This window comes from Paracoccus broussonetiae (genome assembly GCF_031854425.1).
Lineage (GTDB): Bacteria > Pseudomonadota > Alphaproteobacteria > Rhodobacterales > Rhodobacteraceae > Paracoccus > Paracoccus broussonetiae.
The window spans coordinates 165754-187334 of record NZ_JAVRQI010000004.1 but is presented as its reverse complement, the minus strand read 5'-3'; the positions used below and the strand labels follow the sequence as shown (position 1 = coordinate 187334).

Below are 21581 nucleotides of genomic sequence, written 5' to 3'. Positions count from 1 at the left end.
CACCAGTCCGTCGGGCGCCGATGCCGAATCACACTTCACGCCGGGCAAAGCCGGCGGAACATGGGCAACGAACGGACGTGGGCGAGATGGACAAGATTTGGGGGCAAGCGCGTGAAGAACTTCAGAAAATCGTCGGAGCCGACAGTTTCGCGACCTGGATCGAACCGCTTCGCCTCGCCGGTGTGACCGACGGCACCGCGGTCATCGCCTGCCCCACGCGCTTTCTGTCAGACTGGGTCTCGCGCCATTACAGCGACGACATCCTGAAGGTCCTGGACCGTGTCGGCGGGCCCGTGCACCGGCTGAATTTCGAAACGCGCAGCCCGGTCATCCGCCAGGCCGCGAATTCGGTCGAGCCGCGCCCCCAGCCCGCGCCGCGTGCTGTCGACGAGGAACTGACCGCCCCGCTGGACCAGCGCTTCACCTTTGACAATTTCGTCGTCGGCAAGCCGAACGAGCTGGCCCATGCCGCCGCCCGTCGCGTCGCCGAAGGCGGGCCGGTGACGTTCAATCCGCTGTTCCTTTACGGTGGCGTCGGTCTGGGCAAGACCCACCTGATGCATGCCATCGCGCGCGAGATCCAGGCCCGCCAACCCGAGGCACGGGTGCTTTACCTTTCGGCCGAGCAGTTCATGTACCGCTTTGTCCAGGCGCTGCGCGACCGCACCGTCATGGACTTCAAGGAACTGTTCCGCACCGTGTCGGTGCTGATGGTCGATGACGTCCAGTTCATTGCCGGCAAGGATTCCACGCAAGAGGAATTCTTTCACACTTTCAACACCCTGGTCGATCAGGGCAAGCAGATCGTCATCTCGGCCGACCGCGCGCCGGGCGAGATCAAGGACATGGAAGAGCGCATCAAGTCGCGCCTGCAATGCGGTCTGGTCGTCGACCTGCACCCGACCGATTACGAATTGCGCCTGGGCATCCTGCAATCCAAGACCGACGTTTTCCGCCTGCAATATCCGGGGCTGCAACTGGCGCCGGGCGTGCTGGAATTCCTGGCCCACCGCATCACCTCGAACGTGCGCGTGCTGGAAGGCGCGTTGCAGCGCCTGTTCGCCTTCGCCAGCCTGATGGGCCGCGAAATCACGTTGGACATGACCCAGGAATGCCTGGCCGACATCCTGCGCGCAAATGACCGCAAGGTCTCGATCGAAGAGATCCAGCGCAAGGTGGCCGAACATTACAATATCCGCCTGTCCGACATGATCGGGCCGAAGCGCGTGCGCACCGTCGCGCGCCCGCGCCAGATCGCGATGTACCTGTCCAAGCAGATGACCTCGCGTTCGCTGCCCGAGATCGGGCGCCGTTTTGGCGGGCGCGATCACACCACCATCATGCACGGTGTCAGGAAGATCGAGGAGCTGCGCAGTGCCGATCGCAGCCTTGCAGAAGATATCGACCTGCTGCGCCGTCTTCTTGAGGCCTGATCCGCTTGACCCGCCGGGCAAATCTGCGAAATTGCCCGGCACCGGGTTGGGTCTTATAGTCACCCTTCCCGCCGCGAGAGTGACATAAGGACCGACCATGAAATTTGCGATCGAACGTGCCGATCTGGTTAAGGCAGTTTCTCAGGCCCAGTCCGTTGTCGAGCGGCGCAACACGATCCCGATTCTGGCCAATGTCCTGATCGAGACGACGCCCGAGGGCGTCAGCTTCCGCGCGACCGATCTGGACACCGAAATCGTCTATCTGACCAATGCCCAGGTCGAGCGCCCCGGCGCGACCACCGTATCGGCCAGCATGCTGAACGACATAGCCCGCAAGCTGCCCGATGGCGCGCTGGTGCAACTTGACCTTGATCCCAATTCGGGCCGCCTGTCGGTCCTGGCAGGTCGGTCGAATTTCAGCCTTGCGACCCTTCCGCGCGAGGATTTCCCGGTGATGTCCTCGTCGGAATACCCGGCGAATTTTTCGGCCCCCGCGGTGGTCCTGCGCCGGCTGTTCGACAAGTCGAAATTCGCGATATCGAACGAAGAGACGCGCTATTACCTGAACGGCGTCTACATGCATGTGGCGCAGGGCGAAGAAGGGCCGTCGCTGCGCTGCGTGGCGACCGATGGGCACCGTCTTGCGCGGATCGACGCCCCCCTGCCCGACGGCGCGGCCGAGATGCCGGGCGTGATCGTGCCCCGCAAGACCGTGACCGAACTGCGCAAGTTGCTGGATGACGACGCGACCCCGATCGCCGTTTCGGTCAGCGAGACGAAGGTGCGCTTCGCCACGCCGACCATCACCCTGACCTCGAAGGTGATCGACGGCACCTTCCCCGATTACTCGCGCGTCATCCCTGCCGGAAACACCCGCAAGCTGGAGGTGGACGCCGGTGACTTCGCCAAGGCCGTCGACCGCGTCGCCACCGTCAGCAGCGAACGCTCGCGCGCGGTCAAGCTGTCGCTGGACGAAGACCGGCTGGTCCTGTCGGTCAACGCCCCCGATTCGGGCGCGGCCGAGGAAGAGCTGCCCGTCGCCTATGCAGACGAGCCGCTGGAGATCGGCTTCAACGCGAAATACCTGCATGAGATCGCGGGCCAGATCGATCGCGAAAACGCGGTCTTCCTGTTCAACGGTTCGGGCGACGCGGCGCTGATCCGCGAAGGCGGCGACACCACCGCGGTTTATGTCGTCATGCCGATGCGCGTGTGACGCTTACCCACCTGCACCTGACCCAGTTCCGCAGCTGGGACCGGCTTCAGCTTGAACCAGATCAACGGCCCGTGGCGATCCACGGGCCGAACGGCGCTGGCAAGACCAACATCCTTGAAGCCATCTCCATGCTCTCGCCCGGTCGCGGGATGCGGGGGGCGGCGCCGGGCGATCAGGCGCGCAGGGGGCCGGATGTCGGCTGGCAGGTCCGCGCGGTGATCGGTGAACGTCAGGTCACGACCCGCGCCCTGCCCGGCCTTTCGCGCGAAGTCTCCATAGATGACAAGGCATCAACGCAGGTGGCGCTAGGCAGCCTGATGCGGGTCATCTGGCTGACGCCCGCGATGGACCGGTTATGGACCGATGCCCCGGAAGCGCGTCGGCGCTTTCTGGATCGCATCACGCTGAGCTTCACCCCCGGCCATGCCGAGGACGCGCTGGCTTATGAGAAATCGATGCGCGAACGGAACCGGTTGCTGCGCGACGAGGTGCGCGATGCAGGCTGGTACCGGGCGCTTGAACTGCAGATGGCCGATACCGGTGCCGCGATCACCCGCAACAGGCTGGACGCCATTGCCCGGATCATGGCCGCGCAGGACGGGGCCGAAACCGCCTTTCCCGCCGCGACCCTGACGCTGCTGCCCGGCGAAGGCGCCGCCGACGATCCCGACCCTGACAGCATCGCGACACGTCTGTCCGAGGGTCGCGGACGCGACATGGCCGCCGGTCGGACCCTGACCGGCCCACACCGGGCAGATCTTGGCGCGCATTGGGGCCCTCAGGACATGCCAGCCGCCCTGTCCTCGACCGGAGAGCAGAAAGCCCTGCTGCTGTCGCTGATCCTTGCCAATGCCCGTGCGCTTGCCGACGAAACCCCGGTGCTGCTGCTGGACGAGGTGGCCGCCCATCTGGACGCCGACCGCCGCGCCGCCCTTTATGACGAAATTACCGCGCTGCGCGCCCAGGCCTTCCTGACGGGAACCGGACCCGAGCTGTTCGAGACGCTTCGGGACCGGGCACAATTCCTGAGCGTCGCCCGGGATGGCGACGCCTCGCACCTGGTCTAGACGATCAGGTCAACGAGTTCGAAGCTGCGCACATCCACGATTCCCAGGTCCGAGATGCGCAACTCCGGGATCACCACCAGCGCCAGCAGCGAATGCTGCATATAGGCGTTGTTCAGGCTGCAGCCGCAATCCAGCATGGCCTGAACGATGGCCTGCGCGGCCTCGGCGACTTCGGTCGCCGGCAGGTCGGACATCAGCCCGGCGATGGGCAGCGCCACCGTCGCAAGTTCGGCCCCATCGCGGAAGACGGTGACACCGCCACCGACCTGGCCCAGATGGTTGGCCGCCGCCGCCATCGTGTCGCGGTCGGTGCCGACCACGATCATGTGGTGGCTGTCATGCGCCACGGTCGAGGCGACCGCGACCCGCCCCTGATAGCCGAAGCCTGAGACGAATCCGTTCACGACCCCGCCCGTGCCGCGGTGGCGCTCGACCAGGGCAATCTGGCAGACCTCGCCCTGCCCCTCGATCACGCCGTCGCGGATCGGCAACTCTGCCTCAAGCGCGCGGGTCGGGGCCTGATTCTCGACAACGCCGATGACGCGAACGCGGGCGCTGTCGCCGCTGGCCCGGACCGCGAAGTCGGGCCCGGCCAGCTGCTTGCCAAGATGGACCGAGTTCCGCGCCGACTCCGGCCACTCGATGCGGGGGCAATCGACCAGAAGCTGCCCGTTTTCGGCAACCAACTGCCCTTGGGCGATGACGGCCTCGATCGGCAGCGCCCGCAGGTCCGAGGTCAGGATGACATCGGCGCGCCGACCGGGGGTAATCGAACCCAGCTCGCGTTCGACCCCGAAATGACTGGCGGCATTGATCGTGGCCATCTGGATCGCGATCAGCGGATCGCAGCCGCAATCGATGGCATGGCGCACGACGCGGTTCATGTGGCCGTCATGGACCAGCGTGCCCGAATGGCTGTCATCGGTGCACAGGATGAAGAAGCGCGGGTCCAGCCCCTTTTCGGTGATCGCGGTGATCTGGGTTTCGACGTCATACCATGCCGAACCCAGTCGCATCATGCAGCCCATGCCCTGCCGGACGCGGGCAATGCCCTGCTCTTCATTGGTGGTTTCGTGATCGTCCGCCGCGCCCCCCGCGACATAGGCGTGGAAGGGCCGCCCAAGATCGGGGCTGGCATAATGGCCACCGACCGTCTTGCCGGAGGCGCGGGTTGCCGCGATTTCGCCCAGCATCTGGGGATCGCCAGCCGCGACGCCGGGAAAGTTCATCATCTCACCCAGTCCGATGATACCGTCCCAGCCCATCGCCTGCGCCACCTCGCCCTCGCTGATGGGCGACCCCGTCGTCTCCAGTCCCGGTGCCGAGGGGGCGCAACTGGGCATCTGCGTGAACATGCTGATCGGCTGCAGCAGCGATTCGTCCCGCATCAGCCGCACACCTTCCAGCCCCAGCACATTGGCGATCTCGTGCGGGTCGTGGAAGATGGTCGTCGTGCCATGCGGGATGACCGCGCCCGCAAAGCCCGCAGGAGTCAGCATTCCCGATTCGACATGCATATGCGCGTCGATCAGACCCGGCACCATGAAGCGTCCCGCAGCCTCGATCACCTGCGTATTCGGCCCGATCGAGGAGGCGGCGTCCGGCCCGACATAGGCGATACGCCCGTCCGCAACCGCAATGTCGATGCCCGCGATCGTCTCGCGCGTGTGGACATTGACCCAGACCCCGCCACGGAGCACCAGATCCGCAAACGCACGCCCCGCCGCCACCTCAACCAGCCGCGCCTGAGCCTCGATCCAGGGTTTCAACATGACACTCTCCTTGTTCCTGTCTGCCAATCTGCGGCAGGGTAACGGCGAAGGAAAGGCGTGACGATGGAATGGCAGGGCGAAGCCAGCGTGATGACGCAGCGCAGGCACGGAGAGAACGCCGTGATCCTGACCGTGCTGTCACGCGATGCGGGCCTGGTGTCGGGACTCGTGCCGGGTGGGGCCAGCAGCAAGCGGGCCGCGATGCTGCAACCGGGCAACCGCCTCAGCCTGCGCTGGCGCGCCCGGATCGAAGAGCATCTGGGCACCTTCACGGTCGAGCCGTTGCGCGCACGCCCGGGTCTGATGGACAGCGCCGATGCCCTTGCCGGAACGAATGCCGTCACCTCGCTGCTGACCTATGCCCTGCCCGAACGCGATCCCCACCCCGCCCTTGCCGACGCGACCGAGGCGCTGCTGGACCGCATCGATGCCGGGCAAGGCTGGGCGGAAAGCTATCTCAAATGGGAAATGCAACTGCTGGACGAACTGGGCTTTGGACTGGACCTGTCAAGCTGCGCGGTGACTGGCGCGCGGCAGGGTCTGGCCTATGTCAGCCCAAGATCGGGGCGGGCCGTCAGCGCCGCGGGTGCCGGGGACTGGGCGCCAAGGCTGCTGCTGCTGCCCGCGCTGCTGGGTGGCTGCGGCAATGGCGGCATTGCCGATGCGTTGCGCCTGACGGGTCACTTCCTGCAAACGCGTCTGGCCGAATTTCATGCCGGAAAGCCGCTGCCGCCCGCGCGCGCACGGCTTGTCGCGCGCCTGACGGCCAGCGAAGTCCGCCAGGGCTAGGCGGCGTGCGGGCCAGCCGGTCCTGCCAGCCGGCCCACATCGCGGGTCATTCCTTGCGGTAGCCCGGCTCGAAGGTCAGGTAGGACGGCCCGCCGGTGATCACCAGCACCCCACCCTTGTAGCTGATGCCGTCAGCCTGCGAGAGCGCGTTGAAGTAACGCTGCTCAAGCGCGCCGGCTTTGCCGCCACAGGCCATCTTGGTCGTGGTCAGCGGCCCAAGCTTGAAGCCCGGCGGTTCGGCGACCTGCGGCGCGGAATAGTGGTTGCACGGCGCCTGCCCCGAGATCGAGCCATCCGACTCGATGGTCAGGCCGACATTGCGCTGGGGCACGGTATCGGAACCGATGCCGACCAGCACATAGGGGCCGGTGGGAATATTGCTGCCGGGGCCACTGGAGCCGGTCGGCTCGCAGGCCGCAAGCGTGGCAAGGGCCACCGCGGCTGCGGTAAAGCTGAGGATGCGGGTCATTGGCAGCTCCGTTTGTGTATTGCCGCACATAATGCCTGATCGCCGCAATCTGTCCAGCCGTGGCCGGTTTTTTCGCGTCAGGACAGTAACCTGCGTGCAATAACCTGCGCCTGAATCTCGGCCGCGCCCTCGAAGATATTCAGGATGCGCGCGTCGCAAAGCAGGCGGCTGACCGGGTACTCCAGCGCAAAGCCGTTGCCGCCGTGAATCTGCAGCGCATTGTCCGCCGCGGCCCATGCGACGCGCGCAGCCAGAAGCTTCGCCATGCCCGCCTCAAGATCGCAGCGCCGGCCGTGATCCTTTTCCCAGGCGCTGAAATAGGTCAGCTGCCGGGCAATCACGATTTCCACGGCGGTCAGGGCCAGCTTGTCCGCGACGCGCGGGAACTCGGCCAGGGGTCGGCCGAACTGCCGCCGCTCGACCGCATAGCGCAACCCCGCCTCGCAAGCCGATTGCGCGACACCGACGGCGCGGGCTGCAGTCTGGATGCGCGCGGATTCGAAGGTCTCCATCAGCTGCTTGAAGCCCTTGCCGGGTTCGCCCCCCAGAAGGTTCGCACCCTCGACCCGGAAGCCGTCAAAGCCAAGCTCGTATTCCTTCATCCCGCGATAGCCCAGGACGCCGATCTCGCCCCCGGTCATGCCGGGTGTCGGAAAGGGATCCTCGTCGCTGCCGGGCGTCTTCTCGGCCAGGAACATCGACAGCCCACGCCAATCGCTCGTTTCGGGATCGGTGCGCGCCAGCAGCGTCATGACATGGCTGCGCTGCGCATGGGTAATCCAGGTCTTGTTGCCGGTGATCAGCCAGTCGTCGCCGTCGCGAACCGCGCGGGTGCGCAGGCTGCCAAGATCCGAGCCGGTATTCGGTTCGGTAAAGACCGCAGTCGACAGGATCTCGCCCGAGGCGAGGCCGGGCAGCCATTGCGCCTTTTGCGCCTCGGTCCCGCCGCACAGGATCAGTTCCGCCGCGATTTCGCTGCGGGTGCCAAGGCTGCCCACGCCGATATAGCCGCGCGACAATTCCTCGGTCACGACGACCATCGCGGCCTTGGACATGCCCAGACCGCCGAATTCCTCGGGGATGGTCAGCCCGAACACACCCAACTCGGCCAGTTCTCGGATGATCTCCATGGGGATCAGCTGGTCGCGCAGGTGCCATTCATGGGCATTGGGCACCACCCGTTCGTCGGCATAGCGGCGGAACTGGGCGCGGATCATCTCAAGCTCGTCATCAAGGCCGGATGCCCCGAAGGTCGCCTGCCCCAGATCGGCCTGCATGGTGCGCGCCAGTTCGGCCCGCGCCTCGGGCGTGTTCCCGGCCATCAGCAGCCGCGCGGCTGCGCCGGGCTGCCAGTCGATGCCAAGATCCGACAGGCGCGCGAATTCCGTCTGGCTCATCGGGATGCCGCCAGCCAGCTGGGTCAGGTATTCGCCCAGCCCGATCTGCAGGATCAGCGCCTCGGTGCGACCCAGGCCGCTGTCCTCGTCCAGCCGACCGGCCCAACCGGTCAGCTGGCGGATCGCCTCGACATAGGTCGCGACCCAGGACAGGGCGTGCGCAGCGTGCTGGTGACGGTCCAGAAGCGCGGCATCGGGCTTGCCCGCGGGCGCGACGCGGCTCCGCAGCGCGGAAATGGCCGAATCGAGCAGCCCGCCGATGTCGGACAGCATGTCCCTGGCCTGTCCAAGCAGGTCCTGGGGGATATCGGCGGAAAGGGTCGTCGCGTCCTTCATGGGCCATCCTTCTGCTGATGCAGCGCACATTCGGCGATGCAGCATGTTTAGCTGCTTCGCAAGCGCAGCGCAACTATCATGCGCAACAGATGCAACATTCGCACGAATATGTCCGGTCGCCTGCGCTTGCATCCACCGCCCCAAGGGCTATGGCTTGGGCATGTTCGGACTCGACCCCCTGGTTTTCTGGATCGCGATGGCGGTCACGCTGTTTTCCGGCTTCGTGAAGGGCGCCATCGGTTTCGCGATGCCAATGATCATGATGTCGGCGCTCGGCTCGATCCTGAGCGCGCGACAGGCGCTGGCGGCGGTGATCCTGCCGGTGCTGCTGACCAATGTCTGGCAGGCGCTGCGTCAGGGTCCCGGACCGGCCTGGCAGGCGGTCTGCGCCTATCGCTGGCATATCGCGATGGTCGTGCTGTTCATCCCGGTCAGCGCGATGTTCGCGACCCGCGTCCCGCAATGGGTGATGTATGCGCTGCTTGGGGTGCCCATCTCGCTTTTCGCGCTGTGGCAGTTGGCAGGCCGAAGCCTTGCGATTCCCGTCCACCACCGCCGCCGGGTCGAGATCGTGACCGGGATCGTCGGGGGGCTTTACGGCGGCATCTCGGGCATCTGGGGGCCGCCGCTGCTTGTCTATCTGTTGTCGATCCGCGCACCCAAGGATGAACAGATGCGGGCGCAGGGCGTTGTCTTCTGCATCGGGGCGGCGGTGCTGACCGTCTCGCATCTGCAATCGGGGCTGCTGAACCAGCAAACGCTGCCGCTGTCGGCGGTCATCGTGATTCCGGCACTGATCGGGATGTGGCTTGGAAATCTGGCCCATGACCGGCTGGACGTCGCGCAGTTCCGTCGCTGGACGCTGGTCCTGCTGGTGCTGACGGGTCTGAATCTGATGCGTCGCGCGCTGGAACTGATTGGCGCGCCGGTGTAATCCCCAAGGGAACACAGGAGACGACCACATGACCGCAACCCCGGATCCCGCCGACCTGACTGCCCGCCTGATCCGATGCCCCTCGGTGACGCCGGCAGAGGGCGGCGCGCTGGACCTGCTGTCCCAGGAACTAACCGCCGCGGGCTTCGAATGCCACCGCGCGGACCGCAACGGCACGCCGAACCTGTTCGCCCGCTGGGGCGCCAAAGGCGCGGCCCGCAGCTTCGGCTTCAACGGACATACCGATGTCGTGCCGCCGGGCGAGCTGTCCAGCTGGACCCACCCGCCCTTTTCGGGCCATCAGGAAAATGGCTGGATCTGGGGCCGGGGCGCGACCGACATGAAGTCCGGCGTCGCGGCCTTCGTCGCCGCCGCCATCGGCTTCGTGAGCGAATGCCGCCCCGACGGCGCGATCGTGCTGACCATCACCGGGGACGAAGAAGGCGTCAGCCTTGACGGCACCCGCGCCCTGCTGGACTGGATGCGCGAGCATGACGAACGCATGGACGTGTGCATCGTCGGCGAGCCGTCGAACCCCGACCGCATGGGAGAGATGATCAAGATCGGTCGCCGCGGCTCGATGACCCTCGACATCGTGGCGCGCGGGGTTCAGGGCCATTCGGCCTATCCGCACCGCGCGCGCAACCCGATCCACGCGCTGGTGCGGTTGCTGAACGAACTGGCTGCCGAACCGCTGGACCACGGGACCGAGCATTTCGACCCTTCCGGCCTGCAGGTCACGACCGTCGATTGCGGCAACCCGGCATCGAACGTGATCCCCGAACGCGCCAGCGCCCGGATCAACATCCGCTTCAACGACGCGCATACCTCGCACACGCTGGACCGGATGATCCGCGACCGTGCCGCAGGGATCGAGGCCGAGACCGGGGTCGAATTCAACATCGAAACGCAGGTGTCGGGTGAAAGCTTCCTGACCCGCCCTGGCCCCTTCGTCGAGATGGTCCGCGATGTCGTGCGCGACGAAACCGGGCTTGATCCGGCACTGTCGACCTCGGGCGGGACTTCGGACGCGCGTTTCGTCAAGGATCACTGCCCGGTCCTTGAATTCGGCCTTGTCGGCCATTTCATGCATCAGGTGAACGAGCGCGTCCCGGCCGAACAGGTCCGGCAGCTTTCCCGCATCTATCGCCGCATTCTGGAGCGTTACTTCGCATGATCGAACGGACCGAGGATATCGATACCTGCCGCGCCATCCGGCACGAGGTCTTCGTGATCGAGCAATCGGTTCCCGAGGCCGAGGAATGGGACGGCCGCGACGGAGAGGCGATCCATCTGCTGGCGCGCGACGATCAGGGTCGCGCCATCGGCACCGCGCGCATCCTGCTGCTGGGCGAGACGGGCAAGATCGGTCGCGTGGCGGTGCTGCGGTCGGCGCGTGGCACGGGCATGGGCGCCGCCCTGATCCGCGCCGCGCTGGACCAGCTGCGCACCCAGCCCGGCGTCACCCGCGCCAAGCTTGGCGCGCAGACCCATGCGATCGGTTTTTACGAGAAGCTGGGCTTCACCGCCTTCGGGCCGGAATATGACGACGCGGGCATCTCCCACCGCGACATGTCGCGGGAGTTGTGATTGATCCGCCCCGAGCTTGCCGAAAAGCTGCGTCCCTGGACCGAAACCCTTTCGGCGCTTGCTGTGACGGCGTTCGGGATCTGGGTGATCTCGCGGGGCGGCTGGATCTATGGCCCGATCGGCACGCTGATCGGGACGGTTTCCGCCGTCTGGGCGTTGGATGCCCGGCGGCGGATGCGCTTCAGAAGCCACGCCACCGCGCCCGGTCTTGTCGAGCTGGACGAGGGCGCGATCCGCTATCTTTCGCCCGACCGGTTGCTGGGCGGAGAAATCGCATTGCGCGACCTGTCCGAAATCCGGCTGATGCGGCTGAACGGGCGCCTTTACTGGCGGTTGAAAAGTCTTGACGGACAAGCGCTTCTGATCCCCGTCGACGCCAGCGGTACCGAGCTTCTGGCCAGCGCCTTTGCCGCGTTGCCCGACTTTGACCTGGGGCGCGTCTCGGCCGCGCTGGCGACCGAAGGGCCTGCCATTCAGACCCTTTGGCGCAGGCAAGGCCACACGCGCTTGACTTGACGCGCGCAGATTGTCACCTGTGGCGTTCAAGGCAATCTGAAAGGCCACCGATGTCCATTCCACAGCAGGGCGGCGGCCCGATCGAGCGTCCCGAGCAACTGGCAGAGTACATCTCGTCGGGCGAGAAACCCAAGGACAGCTGGCGCATCGGGACCGAGCACGAGAAATTCGGCTATCGCCATTCCGACCTGAAGCCCCTCCCCTATGACGGGCCGCAGGGGACACCCACGGTCAAGGCCATGCTGGAAGGCATCGGCGAGCGTTTCGGTTGGACCCCGGTGCGCGAGGGCGAGAACATCATCGGGCTGGAGCGGGACGGCGCCAATGTCAGCCTTGAACCCGGCGGCCAGCTGGAACTGTCTGGCGCACCGGTCGAAACCATCCACCAGACCTGCGACGAGGTGAACGGTCACCTGGCCGAAGTAAAGTCCGTGGCCGATGATCTGGGCGCGGGCTTCATCGGCCTTGGCGCTGCCCCGATCTGGACGCAGGACCAGATGCCGATGATGCCGAAGGGTCGCTATCGGCTGATGACCGATTATATGGGCCGGGTCGGCACGCTGGGCACGCAGATGATGTATCGCACCTGCACGGTGCAGGTGAACCTGGACTTCGCAAGCGAAGCGGACATGGTGCAGAAGCTGCGCGTGGCCTTGGCCCTGCAGCCCATCGCAACCGCCCTTTTCGCCAATTCGCCCTTCCTTGACGGCAAGCCGAACGGGATGAAAAGCTGGCGCGCGCATATCTGGCAGAACCTTGACGACGCACGCACCGGCCTGCTGCCCTTCGCCTTCGAAAGCGGCATGGGGTACGAGGCCTGGGTCGACTATGTCCTGGATGTGCCGATGTACTTCGTCTACCGCGACGGGAAATACATCAACGCGCTTGGGCAAAGCTTCCGCGACTTCATGAAGGGCAAGCTGCCCGCGCTGCCGGGCGAGATTCCGACACTGTCAGACTGGGCGGACCACCTGACCACCGTCTTCCCCGAAGCCCGCGTGAAAAAGTTCATCGAGATGCGCGGTGCCGATGGTGGTCCGTGGCGGCGGCTTTGCGCCCTGCCCGCGCTGTGGGTCGGCCTGATCTATGACCAGGGCGCGCTGGACGCCGCATGGGACCTGTGCCGTGGGTGGAGCGCCGAGCAGCGCGACGGCTTGCGCGTCGCGGCCGCGCGCCAGGGGCTTCAGGGCGAGTTCGACGGGCTTCACCTGCGCGATATCGCGCGCGAGGTGCTGGACATCGCCGAATACGGCCTGAAGACGCGTGCCCGTCCCGGTGCCGGCGGTCTGATCCCGGACGAGACCCATTTCCTGAACGCCCTGCGCGAAAGCGTCGACAGCGGCAAGGTGCCGGCCGACGAGCTGCTGGAGAAGTATCATGGAGAATGGGACGGAGATCTGAGCCGGATCTACGCCGACTACTCCTATTGACCAAAGTGGGCCGGGAGTTTCCCGGCCCCTTTTCGCATCACGACTGCAATTCGCGGGGCTCGTCCTTGCGACCCTGCATGAACTGGTCGAACTCGGCCTTGTCCTTGGCCTCGCGCAGCTTCTGCAGGAAGTCCAGGAATTCGCGGTGCTCGTCCTCAAGCCGCTTCAGCGTTTCATCGCGATAGGCATCGAAGGCGGCGTTGCCGGTCGGCGCAGAATATCCACGGCTTGCGAAACGGTCATGGCGCGCGTGGTGGTCATGGCGGTGACGGCAGGAAAACATGCGTTTGCTCCAGATCATATAGCCAAGGATGGCAAGGCCCACGGGCCAGAAGAAAACGAAGCCCAGGATCATGGCGAGGATCCAGGCCCCCTTGCCGCGTTCGTCCAGCCAGTCCCGGATTCCGGCAAGTGCCGATCCGATCCGGTCCAACACCGACGGTCGCGGGGCGATATAGCTGTTCATTGGCGTCCCTTTCGATGTGAATGTTAATCACATTTACATAAATGGAGTCCAAAAGTCACGCTTCAATAGGGTCAGCGAAAAAATCAGGATGTGATGACGCCCAGTCCGCGCAGATAGATCAGCGTACCGCTTTCCAGCATGTCCGAGGGAGAGATGGGAGAGCGTCCACCCGGCTTGCCGCGGCTGAACAGTTCGACAACCCCGTGGCTCAATGCCCAGATGTGATCTGCGGCCATCCCGGCCGGAGGGCGCCGGTCGGCGGGGACGTTCTGGAACAGATCCTCGGCTGCGCGCAGCAGCGTGCCCCGTGCCCGCTCGGCCGCCTGGGTCAGGCCGGAATTGCCGGCAATCGAGATCCCGGATTCGAACATCGCGATGTAATAGCCGCGCCTTTGGGCGGCAAAGGACAGATAGGCCTGCCCCATCGCCAGGAACGCGCCCAGCGGCGTCCGACCCGAGGCAAGCGCGGCCCCAAGCCGGTCGGCAAAATCTTCGAAACCCTGACGGGCAATTTCCTCGACCAGTTCGTCACGGCCGGTGAAATGGCGATAGGGCGCAGCGGCACTGACACCGACCAGTCGCGCCGCCTCGGCCAGGGTAAAGCCCTGAGGACCCTTTTCCTCGATCAGGCGCACGGTCGCTTCGACCAATGCCTGACGCAGGTTTCCGTGGTGATAGGATTCGCGGGCCACGTTCTGGCCCTACATGCCTTCGCCGAAATAATCTCCGACAAGCGCGCTGAGGGCTTCTGCCAGTTCACCGGCCTGCACCCCTCGGGTGGTCACGCGGATCGTGCTGCCACGCGGCGCGGTCAGCATCAGCAGGCCCATGATCGAGTCGCCCGAAACGCTCATCCCGTCTTTTTCGACGGTGGCCTGGGCATCGAATTTCTCGACCGTTTCGACGAATTTCGCGCTGGCCCGCGCGTGCAGGCCCTTTTCGTTGACGATTTTCAGATCGCGGGTCACGGCCCCGTTGCTCATCTCGTTCATGAGGCGGCGCGGTTGGGGACGGGGATGATGTCGGCGGGCAGAACATCGTAGCTGTTGATGTATTTCCGCCCGGCATCCTTGGCGAGGGTCACGGCATCCGCGACCGGAAGTTTGCGGGACTTGGCGAGTTTGACCAGCATCGGCAGGTTCGCGCCATATAGAATGGACCGATTTCGTCGGTGACAGGCCATCAGCGACAGGTTCGAAGGCGAGCCCCCGAACAGGTCGGTCACGACAACCACCCCGTCCCCGGTATCAACCGAGTCGGCAGCGGCGCAGATTTCCGCCTGCTTTTCGCCGCGATCGTGATTCTCCTCGATCGTCACGGCACGAATTCCCGACTGCGGCCCCACGACATGCTCGACCGCCGAGAGATATTCCCGAGCGAGCCCTCCGTGCGCCACGATGACAATTCCGATCAAATTACCCCACCACGCAAGGTCTGCCGTCAAAGCTACGCCGAGACCGCGTGATGGTCTGGTGTCAGACCATCTTCCGCAGGTGCCGGCGCCTTCTCACGGCGTTCAAGTTCCCTATGTCTAATTGACACCTGCCAGCCAGCTTTCGCAAGCGCGTCTGCCATTTTTTCGGCCAATGTGACGGAACGATGTTGCCCTCCGGTGCACCCGAAACCGATTACCAGGTGCGCCTTACCTTCATCTAGATGGGCAGGGAGCGCGAAAAGTACAAGATCGCGCACCTTTTCGAAGAATTCCGCGAATCGGGGATCGGCCGTCACATAGGCCTGAACCGCCGGATCGCGCCCATCCAGCGGTCTCAATCCCGGCTCCCAATGCGGGTTCGACAGAAAGCGGCAATCGAACATCATGTCGACGCCGCGCGGAACCCCGCGTTTATAGGAAAAGGATTGGACCGACACGGTCAGCCGGCGCCCCGGATCGACATCGAACCAGCGCGCCAGTTCCGCCTTCAGATCGTGCGGCGACAGCTCCGACGTATCGACCAGAACATCCGCGCGCGAGCGCACGGCGGCCAGCATGTCACGTTCCGCCATGATGGCGTCCAGCGGCGCGCCTTCGCTGCGCAAGGGATGGCGGCGCCGGGTTTCATTGAACCGTCGCAAAAGCTGCTCGGTCGAGCAGTCAAGGAACAGCACCTCGGGTTCATAATCGGGAAGCCGGGTCAGCCGATCGATAAGTTCGATCACGTTCGCGGCAGAGAAGTCGCGGTTGCGGACATCCAGCCCCAGCGCCAGCGGCACACCGCGCGCGGGCCCGTCCAGAAGACGCGGGACCAGCGACAGCGGCAGGTTGTCGATGGCCTCATAGCCAAGATCCTCAAGAACATCGATGGCCGTCGACCGCCCTGCCCCGGAGGGTCCGGTGACAAGAACGACGCGCTGGGTCTGTTCTTCGGGTTTCACGGTCTGGTTCATGACAATCTTCGCGTGCTTCGTGAAAAGCGGCTTCCCTCAAGGGGGCGGCACATATGCGTCGGGGTCAAGCCTCGTCGCGATCCGCGCGCCCGGCCAAAAGATATTGTCGCAGGACAGATGCAAGATGACCACGCCCCTGCCCAAGGACAAGGGGCAGATCGACCCCAAGCACGGCAAGGTGACGACGGGGCGGCAGGCGTTCGGGCTCGGCCCGGTCCATGTCCACCGCCAGGGTCAGTTCAACCGCACCGGCATAGTCGGCGGCAAGGATGCCGACGCCCCGCGCCTCGATCCGGCCGCGGATGGCCTCGGGGCAATCCGCGATCAGTCGCCCCTGCTGAAGGTAGACCCGCGTCCGGTCATCGGCGACCAGCACGCCCCCCATTGCCATCAGCGACAGCGCAAGGCTGGACTTGCCCGAACCCGATGCGCCGAGAATCAGCAGGCCCCGACCCGAGACTTCCACGGACGAGGCATGAAGGATCACGGCGTCACTGTCGGTCATGGTTGAAACTATTTCTCCGGTCAGGTGAAAAACCCCGCAGGACGGCGACTTGACGCCCTGCCTTAACCCCAAGTGTAGACGAATGTTGGCGCGAACACTCGCTGGTTGCGCTAAACCCGCTCCCATGCCCGGTTTCGTCACGCGATTGCCATGCTATAGCACGGGGCAACGGCCGGTCCTGCCGGCCCGTCGATCATCAGGAGCTTTCAGGACATGTCCGACCCGCGCGTAAATCCGAATTGCCGTCTCGAAGATCAAGGGATCACGGGGCTTGGCAATGTCTATTACAACCTGCTGGAGCCTGCCCTGATCGAGGCCGCCGTCGCGCGCGGTGAAGGCAAGCTGGGTCTGGGCGGCACGTTCCTTGTGTCGACCGGCGCCCATACCGGGCGTTCGCCCAAGGACAAGTTCGTCGTGCGCACCCCCTCGGTCGAGAATTCGATCTGGTGGGAGAACAACAAGCCCATGGATCCCGAGGCATTCGACCGCCTTCATGCCGACATGCTCGCGCACATGAAGGGCAAGGACTACTACGTTCAGGACCTGTTCGGCGGCGCCGATCCCGCGCTGCGCCTTGACGTGCGCCTTGTGACCGAGATGGCCTGGCACAGCCTGTTCATCCGTCACCTGCTGCGCCGCCCCGAGGCGGCCGAGCTGGCCAGCTTCGCGCCGGAATTCACCATCATCAACTGCCCGACCTTCAAGGCCGACCCGGCCCGTCACGGCTGCCGTTCGGAAACCGTGATCGCGCTGAACTTCGACAAGAAGCTGATCCTGATCGGCAACACCGCCTATGCGGGCGAGAACAAGAAGTCGGTCTTCACGCTGCTGAACTATATCCTGCCGGAAAAAGGCGTGATGCCGATGCACTGCTCGGCAAACCACGCGATCGGCAACCCGGATGACGCGGCGATCTTCTTCGGCCTGTCGGGCACCGGCAAGACCACCCTGTCGGCCGATCCCTCGCGCACGCTGATCGGCGATGACGAACATGGCTGGTCGGATCACGGCATCTTCAACTTCGAAGGTGGCTGCTACGCCAAGACCATCAACCTGTCTGCCGAGGCCGAGCCGGAAATCTATGCGACCTGCTTCAACTTCGGCACCGTGATCGAGAACATGGTCTTCGATCCCGACACGCTGGAGCTGGATTTCGAGGACAACTCGATCACCGACAACATGCGCTGCGCCTATCCGCTGGACCAGATCTCGAACGCGTCCGAGACCTCACTGGGCGGCATGCCGAAGAACGTGATCATGCTGACCTGCGACGCCTATGGCGTCCTGCCCCCGATCGCGCGCCTGACGCCGGCACAGGCCATGTACCACTTCCTGTCGGGCTTCACCTCGAAGACGCCGGGAACCGAGGTGGGCGTCGTCGAGCCGACCCCGACCTTCTCGACCTGCTTCGGCGCACCCTTCATGCCGCGCCGCCCGGAAGTCTATGGCAAGCTGCTGCAGGACAAGATCAACGCGACCGGCGCGAATTGCTGGCTGGTGAACACCGGTTGGACCGGCGGCGCCTTCGGCACCGGCAAGCGCATGCCGATCAAGGCGACCCGCGCGCTGCTGACCGCGGCGCTGGACGGATCGCTGAACAAGGTCGAGTTCCGCAAGGATCCGAATTTCGGCTTCGAGGTTCCGGTTTCGGTCCCCGGTGTCGAGGACAAGCTGCTGGACCCGCGCCAGACCTGGGCCGATACCTCGGCCTATGACGCGCAGGCGAAGAAACTGGTCGGGATGTTCAGCGACAATTTCGCCCAATATGCCGACAAGATCGACGCCGACGTCCGCGCCGCAGCGATCGGCTGATCTTTCCGGACCGCGGGGGCGCTGCCCCCGCACCCCCGGGGTATTTTCGAAACAGTGAAAAAGGCGGGTGCCATCGGCCCCGCCTTTCTTCATTTCAGGCTGCGCACGCCTAGCGTTCGCGGCGGATGCGGCGACGTTTCTGCGCGCGCTTGACCTCGGACAGGCGCGATTGCGTGGCGCGGCGCCGTTGCGGCCCCTTGCCACCGCGACCGGCGCCCCCTTGGGGCAGCGGCCGCCCCTCGACCTCAAGCAATTCCAGCATCAGTCCGCCGGTGGTGGGCACGGCTTCCGAAAGACGCACGGTGACGCGCTGGCCGATGCCGATTTCCAGCCCGGTTTCCGATCCCATCAGGATCTGAGCCTCGGGATCATAGTGGAAATATTCCCGTCCGATCTCGCGGATGGGCAGAAGGCCGTCGGCACCGGTTTCATCCAGACGAATGAAGGCGCCGAACTTTTGCACCCCGCTGACACGCCCGGTGAACTCGGCCCCCACGCGGTCGGCAAGATAGGCGGCAAGGTAACGGTCGGTCGTATCGCGTTCCGCCGCCATCGAGCGACGCTCGCTGTCAGAGATCTGCTTCGCCGTCTCGCTGAGATTTTCAATATCCCAGGCTGACAGGCCGTCGTCGCCCCATTTATGGCCGAGGATCAGCGCACGGTGGACGATCAGGTCCGAATAGCGCCGGATGGGTGAGGTGAAATGCGCATAGGAGCGCAGCGCCAACCCGAAATGGCCATAATTCTCGGGGTGGTAATAGGCCTGCTGCATGGAGCGCAGCGCGGTCATGTTGATCAGCTCGTCGAAATCGGACCCCTCGGCCTGTTCCAGCAGCCGGTTCAGGTGGCGCGTCTGCAGCACCTGCCCCTTGGCCAGCGTGAACCCCGACGCCTCCGCGACCTCGCGCAGCGCATCCAGCTTTTCGGCCGAGGGCTCCTCGTGCACGCGATACAGCAGCGGCCTGCGCAGGCGTTCGAGTTCCTCGGCGGCGGCGACATTGGCCAGGACCATGAATTCCTCGATCAGCCGGTGGGCGTCGAAGCGTTCGCGGAAATTCACCGACTTCACCCGCCCGTCCGGGGTCAGGATGATCTTGCGTTCGGGCAGGTCCAGTTCCAGCGGCTGGCGACGGTCCCGCGCGGCCTTGAGCAGCGCATAGGCATGCCAGAGCGGCCGGATGACGCTGTCCAGAAGCGGATCCGTGGCATCGTCCGGGTTCCCGTCCGCCGCCGCCTGCGCCTGTTCATAGCTGAGGCTGGCGGCGGAATGCATCATGCCGCGATGGAAGCTGTGGCTGACCTTGTTGCCCTGCGCGTCAAGCCGCATCCTGACCGCGATGACGGGGCGATCCACCCCTTCGTGCAGCGAACACAGGTCGCCCGACAGGATGTCCGGAAGCATCGGCACGACGCGGTCGGGGAAATAGGTCGAGTTGCCGCGCTTTCGCGCCTCGCGGTCAAGCGCCGAGTTCGGGCGGACGTAATGCGCCACATCGGCGATGGCGACCCAGATATCGGCCCCGCCATCCTCGCGGATCTCGGCCGCGACGGCGTCGTCATGGTCGCGGGCATCCGAAGGGTCGATCGTGACCAGCGGCAGCTGGCGCAGATCCTCGCGACCTTTCATGGTCGCGGGCTTGGCGGCATCGGCCTCGGCAATGACTTCGTCGGGGAAGTCATCGGGGATGCCGTGCTGATGGATCGCGATCAGGCTGACCGCACGCGGGGCCGAGGGATCGCCCAGGCGTTCCAGGATGCGCGCGACGGGCAGGCCCATGCGACCGCGCGGACCGATCTGCTCGGCCTCGACCAGCTCGCCATTCTGGGCGCCGTGGATCTCATGCGGCGGGACCTGCCATTCCTTGTCCTGGCCCTTGTCGATGGGCAGGATGCGCCCGCCAGCCTCTGGACTGGCCGAATTGCGGCGGAAGATGCCGACAAGCCGGTGCTGCGTCGTGCCGATGCGGCGGATCAGGCGGGCCTGATACTGGTGGTCTTCGCCCTGCACCTCGATCAGGCGGGCTAGGATGCGCTCGCCCGGGGCGGTCGCCGGATCGGATTTCAGCGCCGCGTAAAGGATGCGCGGCATCGGGCCGTCGCCCTGCCACTCCATCGGCTTTGCGAAAATGTCGCCGTCCTTGTCCGGCGGCAGAAGCTGGATGACGGTGACCGGCGGCAGACGCTCGGCATCGTGATAATGGCGGCGGCGGCGCTCCAGCAGGCCCTCGGCCTCAAGCTCCTTCAACAGGCGCTTCAGCTCGATCCGGGCGGCGCCCTTGATGCCGAAGGCCTTGGCGATGTCGCGTTTCGCAGTGGCGTCCGGGTGCGCGTGCACCCAGTCGAGAATCTCTTGTCGGGAAGGTAGCTGTGCCATGCCCGCAGGCTAGCACGCGCCCTGTCCGGGCGGCAGGGGCAAAATCAGGCGGCGTCGGGCAGCCGCACGAAGCGCGCAGCGTCGCGGACAACCGGGCCGGCAGTCGCGCCGCCATCCAGATGCTGGACGAAATCCTGCCGCATCCGCGGGGTCCAGAAGGCATTGATATGCGCGGCCACGGCCTCGGCCGCGCCGCCGCCGGGCTGGCTTTCGAAGAACTGGGCCATCTGGGTGGCCATGCGGATCAGCTTGTCATCGTTGCTATGGGACATCTTGCCTCAGCTTCCGGCGATGCGCCGGGGATGGGTATAAAGTTCGAAACTGTCGCCGCGCGCGCGGGCGATCAGGGTGATGCCGGCTTCCTCGGCCCAGGTCAGCGCCAGGGCCGTGGGCGCGCTGGCACCGATCAGCACGGGCGCGCCGATCCGGGCCGCTTTCTGCACCAGATCCACCGACAGGCGCGAGGACATGACGATGGCGCCCTGCCCCGCATCGCGGCCTTGACCAGCCAGCGCCCCGGCCAGCTTGTCCAGCGCATTGTGGCGTCCGACATCCTCGCGCACGGTGATCCGGCTGCCATCCCAGAAGCCCGCACCGTGAATCGCGGGCGTGGCGCGGCGCAGAACCTGTCCCGCAGCCAGCGCAGAAATCGCGCGGCCCACCGCCTCGGGTGGCATGGTCCAGTCCGAGGTGACGGGCACGACCGCAGGCAGGGCAGCCTCGATGCTGTCGACGCCGCAAAGGCCGCAGCCGACGGGACCGACGGTGCTGCGCCGCCGTTTGGCCAGGCCCGCGGCCAGCCCCGGCCGCAGCCAAAGCCGCGCTTCAAGCGCAGGATGGCCGCCGACATGGACCGGCTCTTCCTCGAACCCGGTCACGTCCGCCAATGACGCGATCAGCCCCTCGGTCAGGGCAAAGCCCATGGCGAAGTCCTGCAGGTCGGCGGGCGTCGACATCAGCACGGCCTGCGACACACCGTCGATGACGATCGCCACCGGGCATTCCTCGGGGCTGGGACCGGGCGGTTCCTGCTGCCAGCCGCCCTTTTCCCAGCGCAGCGCGCGCGGGACAAGATCCTTCATGCGCG

Annotated in this window: 22 protein-coding genes; 10 read left to right on the top strand and 12 right to left on the bottom strand. The window is 65.5% G+C overall.

Features of this window, described 5'->3' with window-relative positions:
* Positions 1 to 86: 86 nt before the first annotated feature.
* The 3 genes from dnaA to recF all read left to right on the top strand — a co-directional run bounded on the left by dnaA (position 87) and on the right by recF (position 3716).
* The gene (gene dnaA, locus RM190_RS06675; RefSeq protein ID WP_311758632.1) at positions 87 to 1433 is read left to right on the top strand and encodes a chromosomal replication initiator protein DnaA; all 1347 of its coding nucleotides are present in this window, start codon (positions 87 to 89) and stop codon (positions 1431 to 1433) included.
* Positions 1434 to 1530: 97 nt separating this feature from the next.
* On the top strand, positions 1531 to 2649 hold the full coding sequence (gene dnaN, locus RM190_RS06670; RefSeq protein WP_311758631.1) for a DNA polymerase III subunit beta: 1119 nt from the start codon (positions 1531 to 1533) through the stop codon (positions 2647 to 2649).
* Positions 2646 to 3716 (top strand): DNA replication/repair protein RecF, encoded by a 1071-nt coding sequence (recF, locus tag RM190_RS06665; protein WP_311758630.1) that lies wholly within the window; start codon positions 2646 to 2648, stop codon positions 3714 to 3716. Before dnaN ends, recF begins: the two co-directional genes overlap by 4 nt.
* Here recF and RM190_RS06660 read toward each other — a convergent pair.
* A complete protein-coding gene (locus RM190_RS06660; protein ID WP_311758629.1) occupies positions 3713 to 5488 on the bottom strand; it encodes an adenine deaminase in 1776 nt (591 codons plus the stop codon). The genes recF and RM190_RS06660 overlap by 4 nt on opposite strands.
* A 63-nt stretch (positions 5489 to 5551) precedes the next feature.
* On the opposite strand from RM190_RS06660, the gene recO reads away from it, so the two are divergent.
* Positions 5552 to 6277 carry a DNA repair protein RecO gene (recO, locus tag RM190_RS06655; protein WP_311758760.1) on the top strand — a complete coding sequence of 242 codons (726 nt, stop codon included), beginning with the start codon at positions 5552 to 5554 and terminating at the stop codon, positions 6275 to 6277.
* 46 nt (positions 6278 to 6323) lie between these two features.
* Here the strand turns inward: recO and RM190_RS06650 are convergent, their stop codons facing one another.
* Positions 6324 to 6746 (bottom strand): META domain-containing protein, encoded by a 423-nt coding sequence (locus tag RM190_RS06650; RefSeq protein ID WP_311758628.1) that lies wholly within the window; start codon positions 6744 to 6746, stop codon positions 6324 to 6326.
* Between the two features lie 77 nt (positions 6747 to 6823).
* Positions 6824 to 8479, bottom strand: coding sequence for an acyl-CoA dehydrogenase family protein (locus RM190_RS06645; protein ID WP_390908053.1), 1656 nt, complete (start codon positions 8477 to 8479; stop codon positions 6824 to 6826).
* Between the two features lie 160 nt (positions 8480 to 8639).
* Here RM190_RS06645 and RM190_RS06640 point away from each other — a divergent pair, with 160 nt between their 5' ends.
* Genes RM190_RS06640 through RM190_RS06620 form a run of 5 tightly spaced genes read left to right on the top strand, consistent with a single transcriptional unit; the run spans position 8640 to position 12949 of the window.
* Positions 8640 to 9413, top strand: coding sequence for a sulfite exporter TauE/SafE family protein (locus tag RM190_RS06640; RefSeq protein ID WP_311758627.1), 774 nt, complete (start codon positions 8640 to 8642; stop codon positions 9411 to 9413).
* A gap of 28 nt (positions 9414 to 9441) precedes the next feature.
* Positions 9442 to 10590: a succinyl-diaminopimelate desuccinylase gene (gene dapE, locus RM190_RS06635; RefSeq protein WP_311758626.1), complete on the top strand. Its 1149-nt coding sequence runs from the start codon at positions 9442 to 9444 to the stop codon at positions 10588 to 10590.
* Complete coding sequence (locus RM190_RS06630) at positions 10587 to 11003, top strand: GNAT family N-acetyltransferase (protein ID WP_311758625.1); 417 nt, start codon at positions 10587 to 10589, stop codon at positions 11001 to 11003. Before dapE ends, RM190_RS06630 begins: the two co-directional genes overlap by 4 nt.
* Entirely contained in the window at positions 11004 to 11519 is a 516-nt protein-coding gene (locus tag RM190_RS06625) for a hypothetical protein (RefSeq protein ID WP_311758624.1), read from the top strand.
* A 50-nt stretch (positions 11520 to 11569) separates the two neighbouring features.
* Positions 11570 to 12949 (top strand): glutamate--cysteine ligase, encoded by a 1380-nt coding sequence (locus RM190_RS06620; protein WP_311758623.1) that lies wholly within the window; start codon positions 11570 to 11572, stop codon positions 12947 to 12949.
* Between the two features lie 37 nt (positions 12950 to 12986).
* Here RM190_RS06620 and RM190_RS06615 read toward each other — a convergent pair whose 3' ends face one another.
* The 6 genes from RM190_RS06615 to RM190_RS06590 all read right to left on the bottom strand — a co-directional run bounded on the left by RM190_RS06615 (position 12987) and on the right by RM190_RS06590 (position 16308).
* A complete protein-coding gene (locus tag RM190_RS06615) occupies positions 12987 to 13415 on the bottom strand; it encodes a DUF2852 domain-containing protein (RefSeq protein WP_311758622.1) in 429 nt (142 codons plus the stop codon).
* An 83-nt stretch (positions 13416 to 13498) separates the two neighbouring features.
* Positions 13499 to 14107, bottom strand: a complete 609-nt coding sequence (locus RM190_RS06610) for a TetR/AcrR family transcriptional regulator (RefSeq protein WP_311758621.1) — start codon at positions 14105 to 14107, stop codon at positions 13499 to 13501.
* A 9-nt stretch (positions 14108 to 14116) separates the two neighbouring features.
* Positions 14117 to 14407 (bottom strand): HPr family phosphocarrier protein, encoded by a 291-nt coding sequence (locus RM190_RS06605; protein ID WP_311758620.1) that lies wholly within the window; start codon positions 14405 to 14407, stop codon positions 14117 to 14119.
* A complete protein-coding gene (locus RM190_RS06600; protein ID WP_311758619.1) occupies positions 14404 to 14829 on the bottom strand; it encodes a PTS sugar transporter subunit IIA in 426 nt (141 codons plus the stop codon). Before RM190_RS06600 ends, RM190_RS06605 begins: the two co-directional genes overlap by 4 nt.
* A 32-nt stretch (positions 14830 to 14861) precedes the next feature.
* Positions 14862 to 15803 (bottom strand): RNase adapter RapZ, encoded by a 942-nt coding sequence (gene rapZ / locus RM190_RS06595; RefSeq protein WP_311758618.1) that lies wholly within the window; start codon positions 15801 to 15803, stop codon positions 14862 to 14864.
* A 64-nt stretch (positions 15804 to 15867) separates the two neighbouring features.
* Positions 15868 to 16308 (bottom strand): HPr kinase/phosphorylase, encoded by a 441-nt coding sequence (locus tag RM190_RS06590; protein ID WP_311758617.1) that lies wholly within the window; start codon positions 16306 to 16308, stop codon positions 15868 to 15870.
* Positions 16309 to 16521: 213 nt separating this feature from the next.
* Between RM190_RS06590 and RM190_RS06585 the strand changes: the two genes are divergently transcribed.
* On the top strand, positions 16522 to 18120 hold the full coding sequence (locus RM190_RS06585) for a phosphoenolpyruvate carboxykinase (RefSeq protein ID WP_311758616.1): 1599 nt from the start codon (positions 16522 to 16524) through the stop codon (positions 18118 to 18120).
* Positions 18121 to 18229: 109 nt separating this feature from the next.
* Here the strand turns inward: RM190_RS06585 and rnr are convergent, their stop codons facing one another.
* The 3 genes from rnr to fdhD are packed head-to-tail and all read right to left on the bottom strand — an operon-like array spanning position 18230 to position 21576.
* Positions 18230 to 20494 (bottom strand): ribonuclease R, encoded by a 2265-nt coding sequence (gene rnr, locus RM190_RS06580; protein ID WP_311758615.1) that lies wholly within the window; start codon positions 20492 to 20494, stop codon positions 18230 to 18232.
* 44 nt (positions 20495 to 20538) lie between these two features.
* The gene (locus RM190_RS06575; RefSeq protein ID WP_311758614.1) at positions 20539 to 20766 is read right to left on the bottom strand and encodes a formate dehydrogenase subunit delta; all 228 of its coding nucleotides are present in this window, start codon (positions 20764 to 20766) and stop codon (positions 20539 to 20541) included.
* Between the two features lie 6 nt (positions 20767 to 20772).
* The gene (gene fdhD / locus RM190_RS06570; RefSeq protein ID WP_311758613.1) at positions 20773 to 21576 is read right to left on the bottom strand and encodes a formate dehydrogenase accessory sulfurtransferase FdhD; all 804 of its coding nucleotides are present in this window, start codon (positions 21574 to 21576) and stop codon (positions 20773 to 20775) included.
* Positions 21577 to 21581: the final 5 nt, after the last annotated feature.